Here is an 18,106-nt window from a genome sequence, read left to right as displayed (position 1 = left end):
CCCGGCCCGCAGCGCGCGCTCCCGTCCCTTCTTCCGCACACCCGCTTCCGTTCGGCACGCCTCCCGGCGCCCGCCGTCCACGCAGGAGTTCACCCATGTCTCACAACGACCTGTCCAGACGCCGCTTCGTGGCCGCGGCCGGTGCCGCGGGCACCGTGCTCGCGGTCGGACTGCCCGATCCCGCCCGCGCCGCCGGGTCCGTCACGAGCGGCGAACCCGGCTTCCTCGCACGGGACTTCACCGACCCCCGCAAGGACAGCAGACCGACCGTCTACTGGTACTGGAACGGGCCCGTCACCGCCGACCTGGTGGACCGCCAGATGGCGGATCTGCGGTCCAAGGGCATGTACGAAGTGGTCCTCTTCCCCTTCGACAACGCCCAGATGAAGCCGGTGTTCTTCACCGAGGAGTGGTTCGACATCGTCGGCCACGTGCTGCACACCGCGGAACAGACCGGCATGCGCGTGTGGCTGTTCAACGACGACCACTTCCCCAGCGGCCGGGCGGGGGAGTACGTCGTCAAGGGCGGAACGGTCGGCTCGCGTACGTACCAACCACGGCCCGACCTGCGGCTGAAGGCGTTGTGGCGCTCGACCACCGTCGTGCGGGGACCCGCCACCGTCGACCTGCGCCGTACCACCGGAGTGGGCGTGGAGGCCGGGCACCTGGTCGCCGACGCGGCGGTGCTCGACGGTGTCGCCGTCCTGCGCGGCGGCGAACGGTGGACGGACTACACCGTCACCGGCAGTGCCAAGGCCGACCACACCGCGGCCGGCCTCGTCGTCCGGGCCTCGCCCGACGGCCTCGACGGCTACGCCGTGACCTTCGACCAGACCGGAGTCGTCACCGTCCTGCGGCTGGCACGCGGCGCGGACCCCGTCGAACTGCTGCGCAGCACCCGGACCGATGGTTTCAACAAGACCAAGTTCCACACCGTGGCCGTCACCGTCCGTGGCACCACGCTGTCCGTCACCTTGGACGGCAAGGCCAAGGGCAGCGTCGACGACGACCGGTACGCGGCCGGCGGGGCGGGCGTACGGGCCGTGGCCGACCAGCGTTCCCTGTGGGACAGCCTCACCGTCGCGGCGGCCGACGGTACCACCCTCCACACCGCGGCCTTCGACGACCCGGCCGACGCGGGGGACTTCCCCGAGCGCGCACGCCTCGGCGACGAGGTCACGGCCGTCGCCGCCGCGGCCCGGCCGGCCGGCACCTCCGACGCCGCCGACGTGGTCGACCTGACCGGGCGGCTGAGCGGCGATCACACCTGGCAGGTCCCGGCGGGCCGTTGGCAGATCGACCTGTTCGGGGGAGTCCCCCTCATCGACGACACCCAGGGCTACAGCCGCAGCTACGTCGACCTGCTCGACGACGAGCCCGTGGAGCTGTTCCTCGACATCGTGCCGGGCGAGTACCACCGGCGCTTCGGCCGCTACTTCGGCACGGTGGTGCCCGGCTTCTGGGACGACGAGCCGTTCTTCGCCTCGGCCGAAGCCCACTTCCGGCGCCTCCCGTGGTCGCCGACCCTCGACAAGGCGCTGCGAGCGGTGGACGTCACCCCCGGCATCGCCTACGCCGCCGCCTTCGACGACCTGGGCCGCGACGGCAGGATCGCCCGGGGCCGCTACTGGCGGGCCGTGTCCAACCGCTTCGCCCGCTGCTTCCAGAAGGAGGCCCGCTGGTACGAGCAGCGCGACGTCGCCCTGATCACCAACCCCCTCTACGACGAGACGGCCCCCGCCAAGCGCATCCCGTCCACCGGAGACCTGCACAAGGTCAACCAGTGGGCTCACGTTCCCGGTGGGGACATCATCACGGCCGAGTACGTGGCCGGTGAACCCACCATGATCCCCCGCAACCCGGCGTCCGTCGCCCACCAGACGGGCCGGGAGCGGGCCCTGCTGGAGATGTTCGGCAACATGGGCTGGCAGGTGACGCCCGGCTTCGTCCACGCGACCGTCGGGGCCCAGGCGACGCGGGGCATCAACCTGACGGTCCTGCACGCGCTGTGGACCGACGAGACACTCGTCTACTTCCCGCCGCCCTTCGGCCCGCGCGCCCCCTGGTGGTGGGCGATGCGACCGCTCGCCGAGTGGATCGGCCGGGTGATGGAGGCCGGCCGCGGGACGCCCGGGGCCCGTACCGCGATCCTGCAGCCGCAGCACGCGGCCGAGCAGTGGACCGGTACCGACCGGCAGGGCGAGGTCGACGACGCGCTCGCCGACGTCGCCTACGCGCTGGAGCGGGCCCAGGTCGACTTCGACCTCGTCCACGAGGGCGCGCTCTGTGGTGACCCGGACCTGCTGTGCCACGCCGAGGTCCGTGACGGCCGCCTGGCCGTCGGCGCGGCCCGCTACGACCTGGTGGTGCTGCCCGTGACGCCGACCCTGGACGTGGCCTGCGTCCACACGCTGGCGCAGTTCGCGCGGGCGGGCGGAACCGTCGTGGCCGTCGGCTCCCTCGCCGCCGACGAGGCGGACGGCAGGGACCGGTCCCTCACACGCGCCTTGACCGACCTGTTCGGCGAGCCCGTGCCCGGCAGCCGGTCGGTGGGCCGAGGGCGTGCGGTGCGCATCGCCGACACCACCGGACTGCGCGCCGCGACGCACGGGGCCGGGGTCGCCGCCGCCGTGCTGGAGACCCCGCAGGACGCGGTGCGCGTGCTGCGCGTCCACCGGGGCACGGACACCGCCTTCCTCATCAACAACGAAGGCGGCGCCCGCGTCGAGACCGTCGCCACGCTCCCCGCGACCGGGGTTCCCGAGCTCTGGGATCCCGCGACAGGCAGGACGGGCACCGCACCGCTGCACCGGGGCACCAGGCGCGGCGTTCAGCTGCCCCTGAGTTTGGAGCCGTACCAGACGTTGATCGTCGTGGTACGCCACGACGCGCGAGCCGTCCCGCACCTGACGTCCTCGGCGTTGCCCGTCGTCGCGGTCGAGCGGCACGGTCCCGCCCTGCGCGTGACGGTGGAGGCTTCGGCCCCCGGCAGCCACCAGCTCACCGGAATCGACGGCACCCACACCTACCGCGGCACGGTGCGCACCGCCGACCCGCTCGAGCCGGTCGGCGTGGCCGGCGACTGGACCCTCACCCTGGACCGCGCCGACGCCACACCGATCACCGGACCCCTGGGCAGCTGGACCGACCACGACCGTCTCTTCTCCGGCAGCGGCACCTACACCACCGACATCGATGTCGAGCGCGCCCTGCTCGACGGTCGGCGGGTGCTGCTCGACCTCGGCGACGTCCGTGACGTTGCGGCCGTCACCGTCAACGGCACCGAGCTCCCGTCCCTGCTGTGGGCGCCATGGGTCGTCGACCTCACCGGCCTGGTGAAGCCCGGCCACAACTCCCTCTCCGTCCGAGTGGCCAACACCCTCTCCAACGAACGGAACAAGCCCCTGCCGTCCGGCCTGCTCGGACCGGTCACCCTGCGCTTCCGGCGGCACGTCACCGCCGACCTCGCGCGCGTCTGACCATGCCCCGAAACCCTTCCCGACCCGCACGCACCCCAGGGAGTCCCCATGCTCAGACCCCGTCCCCGCAGCAGACGGCGACGGCCCGTGCCCGTACTCCTCGCCGGACTGACCGCCTTCGTCACCGTGCTGGCCGGCGCCGTCACCGCCGACGCCACCACGGGCACCATCACCCCGACCCGACTGCGCACCCAGCACCTGAGCCGGGCGCTGGGCATCGACGACACCACGCCCGACCTCAGCTGGCAGACCACCGCCCGCGCCGCGAACACCCTCCAGTCCGCCTACCGCGTCCAGGCGGCCACCTCACCGGACCTGCTGCGCCACGGGCGCCCCGACCTGTGGGACTCGGGCAAGGTCCGCTCCACGATGCCGGAGACGACGTACGCGGGCAAGGAAATCGCATCCCGCACCCGCGTGTACTGGCGGGTCAAGCTCTGGTCGTCGCACGGGCAGAGCGACTCGGGATGGAGCGGCACCGCCGTCTTCGAGACCGGCCTGACCCGCCCAGTCGGACTGGGACGCCGACTGGATCACGCATCCGGACTGGCGACTGAGCGAGCGCACCGTCGAACCCGTCGTCGTCAAGGTCCCCCGCACCAACGCCCGTTACGTACGCCTGGACGTCACCAAGCTCGGTCTGCCCCTGGCGGAGGCCTTTCCCGCCCGCACCTGGCGCGTCCAGCTCGACGAGATCGACATCCGCGACTCCGCCACCTCCACCACCGGCCTCGCCCGAGGCGCCGCGGTCACGGCCTCGGAGAGCAACACCCAGCGCAAGACCTGGGAACCGGCCCTGGCCGTCGACGGCCTGCCCAACAGCGCCCTGCAGACCGCCGCCGGATACGCGAGCGCCGCACACACCAGTGCGGACGTCGCCGCCGCGCCCGTGGTCCTCACCCTCGACCTGAAGACGGCGAAGACCTTCGACGAGGTGGCGCTCTACCCGCGCGCCGACGTCCTCACCGCGGACGGTCGCGTCCCGAACTTCCCGGTGGACTACGCGCTGTCGAGCGCCGACAGCGCGAGCGGCCCCTTCACGACGCTCGCCCAGGTCGACGGCCAGCAGCCGCCCCAGCCCTACCTGCCGGACGGACTGCCCCTGCTCACCGACGACTTCACCCTGCGCGCGAAGGTGCGCAGCGCCCGGCTGTACCTCGCCGGCCTCGGCATCTACGACGCCACCCTCAACGGCGAACCGGTGGGTGACGCCGTCCTGGAGCCTGCCAACACCAACTACGCGCAGCGCGTCCAGTACGCCACCTACGACGTCACGGACCGCCTGCGGACCGGCGCCAACACCATCGGTGTCGCCCTGGGCAACGGCATGTCCAACGTCGTCAGCACCGCCGACCGCTACCGCAAGCTGTACGGCAACCTGAGCGACCCCAAGCTGATCGCCCGGCTGGAGGTGACCCTGGCCGACGGCAGCGTCCGCACCGTCACGAGCGGCGACGACTGGCGTGCCACGCTGGGACCCACCACCTCCTCGAACTGGTACGGCGGCGAGGACTACGACGCACGCCGAGAGATCCCCCACTGGGACGAGCCGAGCGGCGACCGGCACCGGTGGGGGAGGGCGGTCACGGTACCGGGCCCCGGCACCGCGCAGAACCCGGCCCGGCTCAGCGCACGCGAGACCGAACCCATCAAGGTCGTCGAGACCTTCACCGGCAGGGAGGTCGACGGCGCCGAGCACAGCCGGGTCTTCGACCTGGGCCGCAACATCGCCGGCTGGCCCGAGATCACCGTCAGCGCCGCGGCCGGAACCGACATCCGTGTCTACCCGGCCGAAAGCCTGAAGGACGGCCACGCGTTCCAGTCCATCAGCAACGTGGGAGCCCCCCTCTGGGACAGCTACACCACCCGCGGCGCCCGCAGCGAGACCTGGCACCCACGCTTCGGCTACCACGGCTTCCGGTACCTGGAACTCAAGGGCCTGCCCGAGGACGCGACGGTCACCGTACGCGGCAAGGTGCTGCGCACCGACAACACCTCGGCCGGCGACTTCAGCAGCTCCGATCCGCTCGTCAACGGCATCCACTCGCTGATCCGGCGCGCCATCCAGGGGAACATGATGAGCGTCCTCACCGACTGCCCCAGCCGGGAGAAACTGGGATGGCTGGAGCAGGACCAGCTCGTCTTCCCCGCGCTCGCCGCCAACTACGACATGCGGTCCTACCTCCGCAAGATCGTCGGTGACATGGCGGACGCGCAGACGCAGGACGGGCTGATCCCCAGCACCGTGCCGGAGTACACCAGCCTGCCCGGCGCCTACCGCAACGACGCCAACTGGGGCGGCGCGTTCGTCCTCGTCCCCTGGCAGCTCTACACGACCTACGGGGACACGGACACGCTGCGCACCTACTACCCGCGCATGCGCCAGTACGCGGACTTCCTCGAACGGCAGGTGTCCGGCGGCATCCTCGACTACGGGCTTGGCGACTGGTTCACACCGGACCGCACGTTTCCGCGAGCGGTCGCCGGAACCTACGGCTACTGGCGGGTTGTCGACGCCCTCGGCCGGATCGCCGACGTCCTGGGCGACCGGGCGGCGGCCGACGCGTACCGGGTGAAGGCCGACGCCAGCGCGACGGCACTCGCCGCGAAGTACTACGACTCCGCCACCGGAACCTTCGGGGGCGGTGGTCAGGGCGCCGAGGCCCTGGCCCTGGACATGGGGGCGTACCCGGCGGGGGAGAAGGACCGCCTGCTCAGCCACTTCACCACCGCCGTCAAGGACGCCGGTTACCACCTGCTGCTCGGCGAGATCTCCCTGCCGGCCGCCTTCCGCGTCCTGTCCACCGCGGGTCGCGACGACATCGTCCACGAGATCGCCACCCGGACGACCAGCCCGAGCTACGGCTACCAGGTGCGCGCCGGCAACACCACGCTGGGCGAGTCCTGGGACGGCGGCCCGGGGCAGTCGCAGAACCACTTCATGCTCGGCGCCATCGACTCCTGGTTCACCACTCGGGTCGCCGGTATCGGGCAGACGCCCGAGTCCGTCGGCTACGCCAAGCTCCTCATCGACCCGGCCGTCGAGGGAGACATGACCTCGGCGTCGGGCTCTTACCGCACGCCGTACGGCGTCGCACGGACCGACTGGACACGCGACGCCGGGCTGTTCCGTCTCACCGTGGACGTGCCCGCGGGCAGCACGGCGGAGGTGCATGTCCCCCTGTTCGACGGACGCGCCGAGGCACCGGCCGGAGCACGGCTAGTGCGCGACGGCGGGATTGAGACGGTGTACGAAGTCGGCTCGGGCCGTTGGAACTTCCGCTCGGTCACCTCATAGCGCGACCCGCGCCCGCCCTCGGACGCCGGGCCGGGCAGCACACCGCGCACCACGGTGTGCTGCCCGGCCCGGCTGAGATGTGAATCCGAGAGTTCGTGGGCAGCGCGGATTCCGGCGGGACGTCAGACGGGTCCGGCTTCGGTGGATCAGGCCGGTGGTGCTGAGGCCGGTTCGACGGTGACGTCGTAACCGAGGGCTTCGAGCTGGGCGGTCAGGCGTTTCGCGCGACGGGCGGGGCCGAATCGCCGCGCCGCCCAGTCCGGGCCCAGGTCCCGGTAGGGGACGTGGTCGTGGACGATGTGCCAGTAGGCGACGACGACGATGTCGTGCCGGGTGGCGCCGTCGTTTGCCCGCGGCGTAGCAGCCGCCGACGTGCACCTCGATGGGCGGGCGCCCGTTGCCGATGCCGAGTTCGACGATCCAGTCCGGCTCGAGAGGCCGGTTCTTTTGGCCCTGTCCTGTTCGCCTCCCGCTCCTGAAGAGCGGCGATCTGTTTCGATACGCTGCAACCACATGGCGTGCCACATCCGCATTCTGTGGAATCTGATTTGTCAAGATTGTGCCGAGTCAACCCAGCGGGCTGGCTGGGCAGTGAAGGGGCGCTTCGACCTCCTCAGGCACAGATCGAACCACGGGCGCCTAGGGATGGTCCCGCTGATCCCGGGCTTGGTTTGCCTTCAAGCCCATCAGTCCTCGCCGCTCCCGTACGGCCTGGTCAGGATCTCCAGGTTGTGTCCGTCCGGGTCGTCGAAGTAGACCCCGCGGCCGCCGTCGTTGTAGTTGATCTCGCCGGGGCGGTGGTGATACGGGTCCGCCCAGTAGTTCAGGCTCGCCCTGCGGACACGGGCGAAGATCGCGTCGAAGTCGTCCTCGGAGACGAGGAACGCATAGTGCTGCGGGGTGATCGAACCGGCCGTGTCCGCGTAGTCCAGCGTCACGCCGTTCGGTATCCGCACCGGGACGAACGGACCATACTGCGGTGACACTTCCAAACCCAGCAGTTCGGCGAGGAACCGTGCGGACGCCCGCTTGTCGTGTGTGGCGACGATCGTGTGGTTGAGCTCGACCGCCATTGATCGGCCTCCTTCCCGTGGCTGCCGGATGCGCTTTCCACGCTAACAGCCATCCTCGGCAGAGCCATCGGTCCCTGGTCCTGTCCTGCTCGGCCTTGTGCCGTAGGGCACCACCTTCACAAGATAATTGGTCCGATGTATCACCGTCACGGTCATTGACGTCTCACGCCGATACCCCTACTTTGCCTGCATGTTTTTCATAAGACAGCAGGCGCATGCCACGAGACCCCATGGATCATTCCGCTTATTCATCGGGTCTTATCGTGTCGTCGCGGCCTTCCTTTGCGCGCTCCTGCCCCTCGGAGCGCTCTCCTCGCCCGCGCATGCGGCGACCGCAGTCACCTACTTCGTCTCGCCCAGTGGCAGTGACAGCAACCCTGGGACGAGTGTCGATGCCCCCTTCCGCACGCTCACCAAGGCGCAGACCGCAGTCCGGGCGATCGACAAGACGACGTCCGGCCCGATCACCGTGACCCTGGCCGGCGGCGTCTACCGGCTGGCCAACACGCTGACCTTCACCGCCGCGGACTCAGGCGGCGGCACGGCCGGCACCGTCTGGTGGAAGGCTGCGTCCGGACAGACCCCGGTCATCAGCGGCGGTGTCCAGATCAGCGGCTGGGCGAAGACCAGCACAAGCAGCGACATCTGGTCCGCCCCGGCCCCCAGCGGCCTGGACACCCGGCAGCTGTACGTGGGCGGCGTGCGCGCCCAGCGCGCGACAGGCTCCCTGCCGGTGTCGTTGACCCAGACGGCTACCGGATACACCACGGCGTCCGGAGACCCGATGGCCGGCTGGCGCAATCCATCGGCGATCGAGTTCGTGTACCGGGGCGGCCTCGGGCTGTGGACCGAGCCGCGCTGTCCGGTCGCTTCGGTGACGAGTACCGCCATCACCATGGCCCAGCCCTGCTGGAACAACTCCACCCAGCGTGTCATGCGTACCGACGACTCGGGCCGCACCTACAACCTGGTCGGCCGCAAGTCGATCACCGAGAAGCCTACGGCGGTGGAGAACGCCTACGAACTCCTCGACAAGCCAGGTGAGTTCTACCTGGACAAGAGCGAGCACCGGTTCTACTACATTCCGCGTTCCGGGGAGAACCTGGCCAACGCGGACGTCGAGGCGCCCTCGCTCGACACTCTGGTGGCGTCCTCCGGCAAGGCCTCGGACGAACCCAGTCATGTCGGCTTCCAGGGGATCCAGTTCAGCTACGCGAACTACACGACGTCCAACACCGGTACCGGCTTCTCCGAGATCCAGGCGACGTACCAGGTCACCGGCACCACGGGCTACGCCACCCAGGGACTGTGCGACTTCGTGTCGGGCGGCAGCTGCCCGTACGGCAACTGGACGAAGATGCCCGCCGCGGTGCGGTTCAGCTACGACAAGAGCATCCACTTCGACCACGACTACTTCGTCCATCTCGGCGCGGCCGGACTGGACCTCGGCGACGGCTCACAGAACGACACGGTCACCGCCTGCGTGTTCACCGACATCTCCGGCAACGGCCTCGACCTGGGCGGCGTGGACATCCCGCAGCCCAGTAGCTCCGCCCAGCACACCAGCGGGATCACCGTCAAAGACAGCCACTTTTACAACATCGCCACCGAATACCACGGCGGGATCGCCGTCGACGCCGGATACATCGAGACATCGACCATCACCCACAACCAGATCGACCATGTGCCCTATACGGCGATCTCCATCGGCTGGGGCGGCTGGCCCGACAAGGTGAGCCTGCCCGCACAGCCCAACTACTCGAACAGCAACACGATCTCGAACAACCTGATCTACGACCACATGTCGCTGCTCGGCGACGGCGGAGCCGTCTATACAAACGGGATCACCGGCACCTCGATGGCGAACGGTGAGCATGTCAGCGGCAACGTGGTCCACGACCAGCTCAACACCTCCGGCGGCCACGTCCTGTACACCGACAACGGCGCCACCTACGTGTCGATCCTCGGCAACGCGGTCTGGAACATCAGCGTCTCACCATGGGGCAGCAAGCACGTGAACTACACCGTGGGCGACGGAACGTACGACCCGACGGACATCGAAGGCAACTACTGGCCGAACGGTCCCTCCGACTACAACAACAAGGAAGTCCTGATCCAGAACAACCACAACATCACCGGGGCGGACCAGGTTCCGTCGAGTATCACCGCAGCCGGGGGCATCGAGTCGCAGTACCAGGCGATCCTCTCCTGGCAGCCGGCCTGACACGCAAGCGTGCGGGCGTGCGGCGCTCACCGCAGGTGCGGTGCGGCGGCGCCGCCCGGCACCAGGCGCCGTTCCCGCAGCTGCGTCCACGTCGTCGATGCCGTGTCGACCTGTGATGCAGCTGCGGTATCGGCGCGCCGCCGACCTGCGGTGTTCACCGCAACTCCCGGCCAAGTGACCCGATTACCGGGCCGGAACGACCCTCCGCTTCGCCATCCGGGAGAACATCACCAGCGCCGCCGACCAGCCCGTCGCGCCCTGAGCACAGGCCCAGAACCGGGCCCCACAACGCCCCGACACACCGTCAGACGCCCACGCACCGAACAACATGACAACGCCCCCGCCCGGGTTCCACGCCTGACGTCAGCCGGAGAAGGCGGGGACGAGCGGGCGCGGAGGGAACTGCATGGTGTGCAGTGAGACGCAGATCACTTGCCAAGGTGTGACACGGCAGCTGTAGTTCTTGATCACGGTTGGTCGTGACGGTGGTGTCGTTGCTGGTGGCAGGCGGTCGCGACGGCTTGGTGATGGCGCCGCCAGGCGGTCCAGTGCAGGACGTGCTCGCGGTCGCGGACGGGTGGCGGCAGCACGAGGGCTCGCAGGAGCCGGATGAGCTCGGGGCAGCTCAGCGGGACGAGTGCGGGTTCGTCCTCGGCAGCGTCGTGGACGGCGGCGGCCGTGAGGGCAAGGACGGCGGCGGCGATCAGGGCGAACAGTGACCAGCGCATCCAGGAGTTCCAGCAGGTCACCTGAGCCTGGTCGAGTCCGGTGAAGCCCTTGGCGAGTTGGAAGGTCTCCTCGATCCGCCATCTGCGACAGATCACTTCCACCAGCGTGCCGAGCGAGACGTCGCCGGGTGCCCAGCAGCGGAAGTAGGATACCTCGCCGGTGTAGCGGTGCCGTCGCGCGACCAGCACACTCGTCCCGGCCTCCTTCTCGTTCCGGTTCTCGTCGAGAGCGTCGTCGGGGCGGACATCGAGCCAGGCCCAGTCGTACTCGCGGGTGCCCTTGGTGCCATGTCCGGTCTGCCGGCGCATCCACTGCCCGGGCCGCACCTTGTTGATCATTTTGCGGGCCTCCCAGCGGCACCCGGTCCCGTCGGTGACCTGGTAGGTGGCGGCGATGCCAACGGTGTAGCCGAGCCCCAGCGCCCGTATGCCCCGGCGTAGTTCGCGCCCGCAGTACACCTCGTCGCCCGCGAACCAGCGGGCCTTCAGCCCGGCGGCGAGCGCGTCGGTGACCATGGCCAGCGCCTGCTGCGGCTTCGTCGCGAAGGCGATCTCCTCCGGCACTCCGGCGACCTCGCGGCGTTCCTCGTCCGCAGCCCAGTCCGCCGGGAGATACAGGGCCCGATCGATGATCACCTTCGTCGTCGCGGTGACCGCCGCCAGGTGTACCGCCACCTGGCACAGTCCGACACCGCCGATTGCACCGGAGTATTGCCGGCCGGCGCCCACGCAGTCCGTGGACGACTTCGCATCCCCCGTCTCGTCCGCCACCAACACCACGCTCTGACCGGCGAGTTCATCGATCACGAGGCAGGCGATCTCCTGCCGGGCCCGCTCATGGTCGAACCGGGCGCGCGAGAGCAGGTGCTGCAGCCGGTGCGGGCCCGGATGTCCCAGAACCTGCGCGAGCGTCCAGCAGTTCCGCGTGTCCACCTCCAGCAACAGCCCCGCGACCAACTCCGCCGCCGTCGCCCGGGCTTCACGTCGCGCGAAGCACCCCGCCACCGTCCGCATCGCCCTCCCGAACGCCTCGCCCCACGCCCGCTCGGCTATCGTTGCTTCCACGGCCACCGCGTCTTGATACGTCGTCACAAACGTTCATGATCACGGTGGCCGTACTCATGCCCGCACCCGCCCCGGCAACACACTGACCAGCGCAGACGCTGGAACTACAGCTGCCGTGTCTCACGCGAACTTCTCCGACCGGGCCCGCATCACATGTTGTGTGTCCAGCCGCATCAGACTGAGAACGGACCCCGGCCAGGGGGAAGTTCGTCAGATGAGGCGGCCCCTTACCGAAGAGAGCAAAGCAGCCCGGGAGGCGAGGTTGTGTCCGAAAAATGAACCTCTCTCGCATCGCACGATCGACCGCGGCCCGTGTTGCTGGACGTCCTGACCATGGGTCACATCGCAACGGAGTTGCGTAAGCGACGGCAGCGCCCTCTTGAAGACCAACGCATAAGGATTGAAATGAAGCTCAAGCGGAAAATCACTCCGCGTCGAACTTCCGCCTCTTGCCTGCCATGACCCTCAACTTCCCCTGCAGCCAGGGTCTCTACGCTACGAGGGGAAGGTCACGTTTCAACGCCTGCTGCATGCCTCGGGCGCCAGCGAACCGGAGCAGAACAGGACGCTCGTTCGCTCAACGCCCCCCGTGTTCCAACCGTCCGCACCAAATTTGCACGGTGGATGTCACAAAACAGGGACCTACGTTGTCAATGAAGCAGACGCGATGGGCAGGGATGCGGGCACGTTGGTCTGTCCTTCGGTCAGTGGAAATCCGGATTCCGGACGACTGGTTGACCGACGAGTAGCCGCCCTTGTGGCATCCGGGGGTCACGATCTTGCCAGCACTTGGGCGCGATCGGTCACCGGCCGGCGTGGCTAGGCGTCCTGAACGATGTCCTGGGCCTGCCAAGAGTCAGCGTCAGCACGGACGTGTCGGTCCGGCGGGTCCCGTCGGGCAACGGGCGGAAGCCCTGCGGGCGCAGTTGGTCGATCACCTCGGCACGCGAGGCCGGCCACATCCAGAACGTCTCCGTGTGCTCGCGCAGCACGTGTCTGCCCGCGCACACCCAATAGTCGAACCGTGTGCGGATCCGGGCGCCGTCGGCCGACATCACCATGCGTCCCCCGTACTCGTGTCGGCCGACCCGCTGCGCCGGGAAGGGGCGCACCACCTCCGCGTCGGGAAGCCGAGCGGGAGGCAGCTGAAGATGCAACGAACCGCCGGGGACGATCGCCCGGGCGAGGGACGGCCACAGGGCGCGGCGTACGGCGGACGACAGGCTGGCGACGGTGTTGTGGCAGATCGCCACGTCCGCGACTTCGTACAGCTCCGCCTGGTCGAGTGGATGAGGGTGGACCGTGACGCGCGCCCTCGACTCCGCGGGCAGGGAGGCCAGACGCGTCATCAGCGAGGTCCTCATCGCCCGCGCGGGTTCGACGGCGTGCACGCCCACCTCGGATTCGAGAAGGCTCATCAAGGTCACACGACCGGTTCCGGCGCCCACGTCCAGCACGCCAAGCCGGGCGCCGCGCACGGCGTCGCTGTAGAGGTGGTGGACCCGTATCGCGTCCTGCTGGGCTTGGAGCACGTCGTAGAACTCGGCGCTGACGGTGTAGTCGTCCGGCTGGGGCGGAGCGGCCGACTCCCGGGAGGTGACAGGGTGCATACCCAGCAAGACAGACGATGCGTTACTTTTGTGACAGCCGTGTGGTGGCGGCCCCGGTGCCATGAGGCGACGGGGGCCTTGAGGCGGGACGGAGACCGACCTCTGGACTCCGCGGTCGGCATGAGGTCCGCGCCGAGGGCGTCGGACTCCAGGAGCGTCTTGACGGTGCCCAGACAGCGGGCGGCGTCGGCGCCGACCACCAGGCGGTGGTCGTACGACAGCGACAGGAACCATGTCGCGGATGTCGATCGCGGCCGCGCCGTCCGCCTCCACGACGGCGGGACGCTTCACCACGCTGCCGCCACCCAGCATGGCGACGTGGCCCGGTGGCACGGCGACCGTCTCGAACAGGGCGTCGCGGCAGCCGGTGTCGGAGATCGTGAAGGTGGCACCCGGCACGTCGTCCGGGGTGAGCCGGCCGGTGCGGGCCCTGTCGGCGAATTCCGTGGTCGCGCGTGCGATCCCGGCGATGCTCAGGTCGCCCGCAGCTTTGATGACCGGGGTCATCAGGCCCTTGTCAGTGTCCACAGCGATACCACGGTGCCGACATCGGAGCCGTGCTCCGATGTCGGCACCGGGTGGCGGGGGAGGGGCGGGTACGCGGGGCGAGCGCGCGCTCGGCCTCGGTGGTCAGCGCCGCGCGAGCCAGTGTGCGAGCGTCTCGTGACCCGGGTGGGCCGTCGCGCGGGGCAGCAGCGAGCGCTCGGCGACCAGGGCGCCGAAGAACGGGGCACGCGCGTCGGTGACCACCCCCCGGATGTCCCCCCGAGCGGCCTGCAGCTTGGCGGCGAGGTCGTCGAGTGGGTACTCCTCGGGGCCGACGATCTCCAGGACGCCGAACAGCGGCAGCCCGACGGCGACATGGGCGAGTTCGGCCGCGACGTCGTCCGTCGACACCGGGCGGATCAGCACGGGCGCGACGTGCACGCCGTCCGCGTGCGCGGTCGACCGGGACAGGGCGTCCACGGACTCGAAGAACGGCATGGCGCGCACGAGGGAGTGTGGGATCGGCGAGCGCCGGGCCCGCTCCTCCTGGAACGCCTTCGCACGGAAGTAGCCCTGCTGCACCCGGTCGGCTCCCACGACGGACAGCGCGACATAGTGCTCGATGCCCGTGGCGGCGGCGGCCTCCAGCAGGTTACCGGTCGACGTGCCGAAGAACTCGACGCTCGTCCCCTCGGCGCGGGAGGGCGCGTCGGTGACGTCCACGACCACGTCGGCGCCCCGCAGGGCCGCGATGAGCCCCTGCCCTGTGATGACATCGACACCCTCCCGGCGCGAGACGGGCACGACTTCCACACCGTGGTCCCGGAGCCTGGCGACAGTCCTGGAACCGATCAGACCGGTGGCCCCTGCAACAACGACTCTCATCCGGGTCTCTTCCCGTCAGGGGGTCGGTGACCCCACGGATGCGTTCGTGACGGCGACGTCAGCCACTCACAACATCAAGGACAGTGTTTGCGCCATTGTTGTGACACCGTCCCGCGCACTGCCTGTGGAACGCCATACCTGTCACAGATCCGCACGGTGCTCGGTCAACACAGCTGAAGAGGCGGGGAGATGCGCCCCGCCCGGAAGCATGGCGACTCATGGAAGGTGCACAACAGTGTCGGACAACCACGCGGCGCACATGCACGGAGTCGGCGACCAGGCGGCGTCGGAGAGCTGGATGACGGCGGCGCAGATGGTGCAGGACGCCGCGCCCCTGACGAACCCCGAGGGCGCCGCGCGATGAGCATTCAGGCCGAGTGGGAGCCCGGCGACCCGGGAACCTCGCCGCACCGCCACTCCGGGCCCGCCTTCGACTACGTCGTGGACGGCGCCGTCCGCTTCGAGCAGGAGGGCGAACCCGAACGGGTGGTGGAGGCCGGTGGCACGTTCTGGGAGCCGGGCGGCGACATGATCCACTGCCAGGACGGCAGCGCGCTCAGGGACGCCTGGACCTGGTTCATCGTGACCATGATGTGTGCGCCGGGAAAGCCCATGCTCGAACTCTTCTCCGATGAGGAGCTGGAACAGCGTGCCCACCTGCGCGCACCGCGGCCCACCGAGTGAGGCCCCCGGCACACGGCCGCCGCGCGCGAAGGCACGCCGGGCGATGAGCGCCACCGATGCCGTGCACGCCCTGCTGACCACGCTGTTCGTGGGCGCGGCCGGCTATGCGGTGCGGTACGCGCTCGGGCCTCCCGGTTCGGCATGGCGCGGACGCGTCGACCATCTCCTGCACGCCGCAATGGCTGTGGCCATGGCGGCGATGCCGTGGGGGCCACTGCTGCCGCGGACCGGGCAGGCCGTTCTCTTCACCGCCGCCGCCCTGTGGTTCCCGCTCACACCCGTACGCCGCCCCGGGGAGTCCCTCCAGGCCACGACGGCACGGCGACTGCCCTACGCGCTCGGCATGGCCGCGATGGTCTGGATGCTCCACAGCCCGCACGCCACGCACCACGCACCGGCCGCGGTGGAGTCGACCACCGGATCACTCGTCACCGCCGCGCTGGCCCTGTGCCTGCTCACCTGCGCGCTGTGCTCGCTGACCCGCGACATGCCCGGGCTGCGCGCCACGTCGGACACTCGGGGCATCCTCCCACGGCCGTACGGCCACTTCTGGGACGGCTCGACCGCGCTGGGCACGGCGATCATGCTGGTCATGCCTCACTGACCGACATGATCGCTCGCCCCGCGTCACCGCGCGCCGATGACGGCCTTGCTGCGCATGAGGAAGTCCGAGAACGTCGGGGCGCCTCACCTCCTGTTGCTGGTCCGTCCCGACGCACTGCTGCGCTGGCACCGCGACATGCTCGGGCAACGTCGTGGCGCCGCCTGAGTACCGAAGTGTCGCGGGCGCCCGCCCACCGTCCGCTCGATCCGCGCCCTGGTCCTGCGCCTGGCCCGCGAAGACAACTCATAGGGCCATCGCCGCATCCACGGCGAACCCGCCGCGCTCGGCGTCGAGGTCGCCGCCTGCAGCGTCTGGGAGTCATGATGCGCGGAGCGCGGTGGTCGGCGAACGCCGTGTGAGGACGGAGTCCCGGCGGGAACCGGCGCGGGGGGTTCGTGGGTGGTTCCGGACCGGCCGTGTGACGTCAGTGGGCGTTCTCGTGCTGGGAGCGGTGGGGTGTGGAGCGGGCGGTGGTGGTGGTGCGGGCCGCCGCTCGGGCCGCGGCGTCCGGGAGAGTGAAGGCGAAGGCCGCGGTTGCCGCCGCGATCGCGGCGAGGGCGAGGTAGGCGTTGTGGTAGGCGCTGATGGGCGGAGCGGAGGAGGCGGTCGCGGGGGTGCTCAGGACCAGGACCGTGGTGACGGCCGCCGGTGCGAGTGCGCCTCCGGTCTGGCGTACGACCGTGTTGAGGGTAGATGCCTGGGCCAGGTCGTGGCGGGCGATGTTCGCGAGCGAGGCGACCGTCGTGGGCATGAAGACGCCGCCCATGGCGATGCCGAGCAGGAACATGTAGGCCCGGAAGGTCCATAGGCCGGTGTTCTCGTCGCAGGTGGAGAAGAGCAGCAGGACCACGGCTACGCCGGACAGTCCGCATCCGACGATCACGCGGGGACCGACGCGGGCGTAGAGCGCTGCGGCGACCTGGACGGTGAGCAGCACGCCGAACGCCTCGGGGAAGGTGCTGGTGCCGGACTCCAGAGCGGTGCGCCCCTGCGCCTCCTGAAGGAAGAGCGGGCCGAGGTACATGGCGCCGAGGATGGGGATCAGGCCGACGAGGTTGACCAGGTTGGTGTCGCGGAACAGCCGGTCCGCGAAGAGGCGTAGCTTCAGCAGGGGTTCGGCGGTACGCAGTTCGAAGACCACGGCCGCGGCCAGCCCGATCGCGCCGAGAAGCAGTGTCGTGACTACCGGTGGGGAGGTCCAGCCCCGGTTGGGGCCCTCGCACACGCCGAACATCGCCGCGCCCAGCCCCGTGGCGCTCAGCAGGAGGCCGGTCAGGTCGAAGCGGCCGGGCGGGCGGCCCCGCCGCTCGGCCAGGAACAGCATGCCGAACAGCACGACGGGCACGCCCACCGGCAGGTTGACGTAGAAGACCCACCGCCAGGAGAGGTGGTCCACGAGCAGTCCGCCGAGAATGGGGGCCGCTGCCGGGGCCATCTGCTGGGGAATGATCATGTAGCGGGATATGCGCACCTGCTCGCCGGAGTCGAAGGTGGCGAAGAGCAGTGCGGCGGAGGCGGGGAAGAGTATGCCGGCGGACAGTCCCTGGAACGCGCGGTAGGTGACCAGTTCGGCGAGGCCGGCCGCCGTACCGCACAGCAGCGACGAGCCGAGGAAGGCGGCGAGCGCGGTGAGCAGCACGCGTTTGGCGCCGAGGCGTTCGACCAGCCAGGCGGAGGCGGGAATGGCCATGGCCAGGCAGACCGGGTAGACCACGACCACGCCGTCCAGGGCGGCCGTTGTCAGGTCGAACTGGTCTGCGATCGAGGGCAGCGCCACCGTGGTGATCGCGCCGTCGACGATGGCGATGAAGGTCACGCTGACACAGATGACGGGGACGACCAGGCGCTGTCGGGGGCGGAGGGAACGAAGCGGCGGCCGGAAGCGGTGAGGATGGGAACGCAGCACATGCTGAGTATACTCAGTATGTGGGTGCTCATAGAATCGGGTCATCGGCGGAGCGGGAAACGGG

Annotated in this window: 10 protein-coding genes and 3 pseudogenes; 6 read left to right on the top strand and 7 right to left on the bottom strand. The window is 69.8% G+C overall.

The features are described from left to right. Window positions 1-95 precede the first annotated feature (95 nt). Together OG819_RS47825 and OG819_RS47820 are read left to right on the top strand one after the other, a co-directional pair. On the top strand, window positions 96-3,479 hold the full coding sequence (locus OG819_RS47825) for a glycosylhydrolase-like jelly roll fold domain-containing protein (RefSeq protein ID WP_266637798.1): 3,384 nt from the start codon (window positions 96-98) through the stop codon (window positions 3,477-3,479). A gap of 889 nt (window positions 3,480-4,368) precedes the next feature. After that, window positions 4,369-6,777, top strand: coding sequence for a family 78 glycoside hydrolase catalytic domain (locus OG819_RS47820; protein ID WP_266655989.1), 2,409 nt, complete (start codon window positions 4,369-4,371; stop codon window positions 6,775-6,777). Here the strand turns inward: OG819_RS47820 and OG819_RS47815 are convergent. Together OG819_RS47815 and OG819_RS47810 are read right to left on the bottom strand one after the other, a co-directional pair. Beyond that, on the bottom strand, window positions 6,772-7,155 hold the full coding sequence (locus tag OG819_RS47815) for a hypothetical protein (RefSeq protein WP_266638728.1): 384 nt from the start codon (window positions 7,153-7,155) through the stop codon (window positions 6,772-6,774). The genes OG819_RS47820 and OG819_RS47815 overlap by 6 nt on opposite strands. Before the next feature lie 308 nt (window positions 7,156-7,463). Beyond that, the gene (locus OG819_RS47810) at window positions 7,464-7,850 is read right to left on the bottom strand and encodes a VOC family protein (RefSeq protein ID WP_266637794.1); all 387 of its coding nucleotides are present in this window, start codon (window positions 7,848-7,850) and stop codon (window positions 7,464-7,466) included. 190 nt (window positions 7,851-8,040) lie between these two features. Between OG819_RS47810 and OG819_RS47805 the strand changes: the two genes are divergently transcribed. Next, on the top strand, window positions 8,041-10,074 hold the full coding sequence (locus OG819_RS47805; RefSeq protein ID WP_266637792.1) for a fibronectin type III domain-containing protein: 2,034 nt from the start codon (window positions 8,041-8,043) through the stop codon (window positions 10,072-10,074). Between the two features lie 467 nt (window positions 10,075-10,541). On the opposite strand, the gene OG819_RS47800 is transcribed toward OG819_RS47805, so the two are convergent. The 4 genes and pseudogenes from OG819_RS47800 to OG819_RS47785 form a co-directional block, all read right to left on the bottom strand. Next, window positions 10,542-11,894 carry an IS701 family transposase gene (locus OG819_RS47800; protein ID WP_266655987.1) on the bottom strand — a complete coding sequence of 451 codons (1,353 nt, stop codon included), beginning with the start codon at window positions 11,892-11,894 and terminating at the stop codon, window positions 10,542-10,544. Window positions 11,895-12,670: 776 nt separating this feature from the next. After that, window positions 12,671-13,477 carry a methyltransferase gene (locus OG819_RS47795; RefSeq protein WP_266637788.1) on the bottom strand — a complete coding sequence of 269 codons (807 nt, stop codon included), beginning with the start codon at window positions 13,475-13,477 and terminating at the stop codon, window positions 12,671-12,673. 143 nt (window positions 13,478-13,620) lie between these two features. Then, window positions 13,621-14,020: pseudogene (locus tag OG819_RS47790) on the bottom strand (2-oxo acid dehydrogenase subunit E2); the annotation flags it as partial. 87 nt (window positions 14,021-14,107) lie between these two features. Further along, on the bottom strand, window positions 14,108-14,848 hold the full coding sequence (locus tag OG819_RS47785) for an SDR family oxidoreductase (RefSeq protein ID WP_266637786.1): 741 nt from the start codon (window positions 14,846-14,848) through the stop codon (window positions 14,108-14,110). Between the two features lie 259 nt (window positions 14,849-15,107). Here OG819_RS47785 and OG819_RS47780 point away from each other — a divergent pair. From OG819_RS47780 to OG819_RS47770, 3 genes and pseudogenes are all read left to right on the top strand, one after another. Further along, window positions 15,108-15,532, top strand: a pseudogene (locus OG819_RS47780) (cupin domain-containing protein). 43 nt (window positions 15,533-15,575) lie between these two features. Beyond that, entirely contained in the window at window positions 15,576-16,136 is a 561-nt protein-coding gene (locus OG819_RS47775) for a DUF5134 domain-containing protein (protein WP_266637784.1), read from the top strand. Between the two features lie 36 nt (window positions 16,137-16,172). Beyond that, window positions 16,173-16,454, top strand: a pseudogene (locus OG819_RS47770) (hypothetical protein); the annotation flags it as partial. A 106-nt stretch (window positions 16,455-16,560) separates the two neighbouring features. Here OG819_RS47770 and OG819_RS47765 read toward each other — a convergent pair. Further along, a complete protein-coding gene (locus tag OG819_RS47765; RefSeq protein ID WP_266638727.1) occupies window positions 16,561-17,964 on the bottom strand; it encodes a DHA2 family efflux MFS transporter permease subunit in 1,404 nt (467 codons plus the stop codon). Between the last annotated feature and the right edge of the window lie 142 nt (window positions 17,965-18,106).

The sequence above is a fragment of the Streptomyces sp. NBC_01549 genome, assembly GCF_026339955.1.
Taxonomy (GTDB): domain Bacteria; phylum Actinomycetota; class Actinomycetes; order Streptomycetales; family Streptomycetaceae; genus Streptomyces.
The sequence above is the reverse complement of the archived record's forward strand: the minus strand, read 5'-3'. Positions and strand labels throughout refer to the sequence as shown.

Coding starts and splice junctions, on each gene's coding strand:
- OG819_RS47825 (WP_266637798.1), top strand. CDS start 96: ATGTCTCACAACGACCTGTCCAGACGCCGCTTCGTGGCCGCGGCCGGT.
- OG819_RS47810 (WP_266637794.1), bottom strand. CDS start 7,850: ATGGCGGTCGAGCTCAACCACACGATCGTCGCCACACACGACAAGCGG.
- OG819_RS47805 (WP_266637792.1), top strand. CDS start 8,041: ATGTTTTTCATAAGACAGCAGGCGCATGCCACGAGACCCCATGGATCA.
- OG819_RS47795 (WP_266637788.1), bottom strand. CDS start 13,477: ATGCACCCTGTCACCTCCCGGGAGTCGGCCGCTCCGCCCCAGCCGGAC.
- OG819_RS47785 (WP_266637786.1), bottom strand. CDS start 14,848: ATGAGAGTCGTTGTTGCAGGGGCCACCGGTCTGATCGGTTCCAGGACT.
- OG819_RS47775 (WP_266637784.1), top strand. CDS start 15,576: ATGAGCGCCACCGATGCCGTGCACGCCCTGCTGACCACGCTGTTCGTG.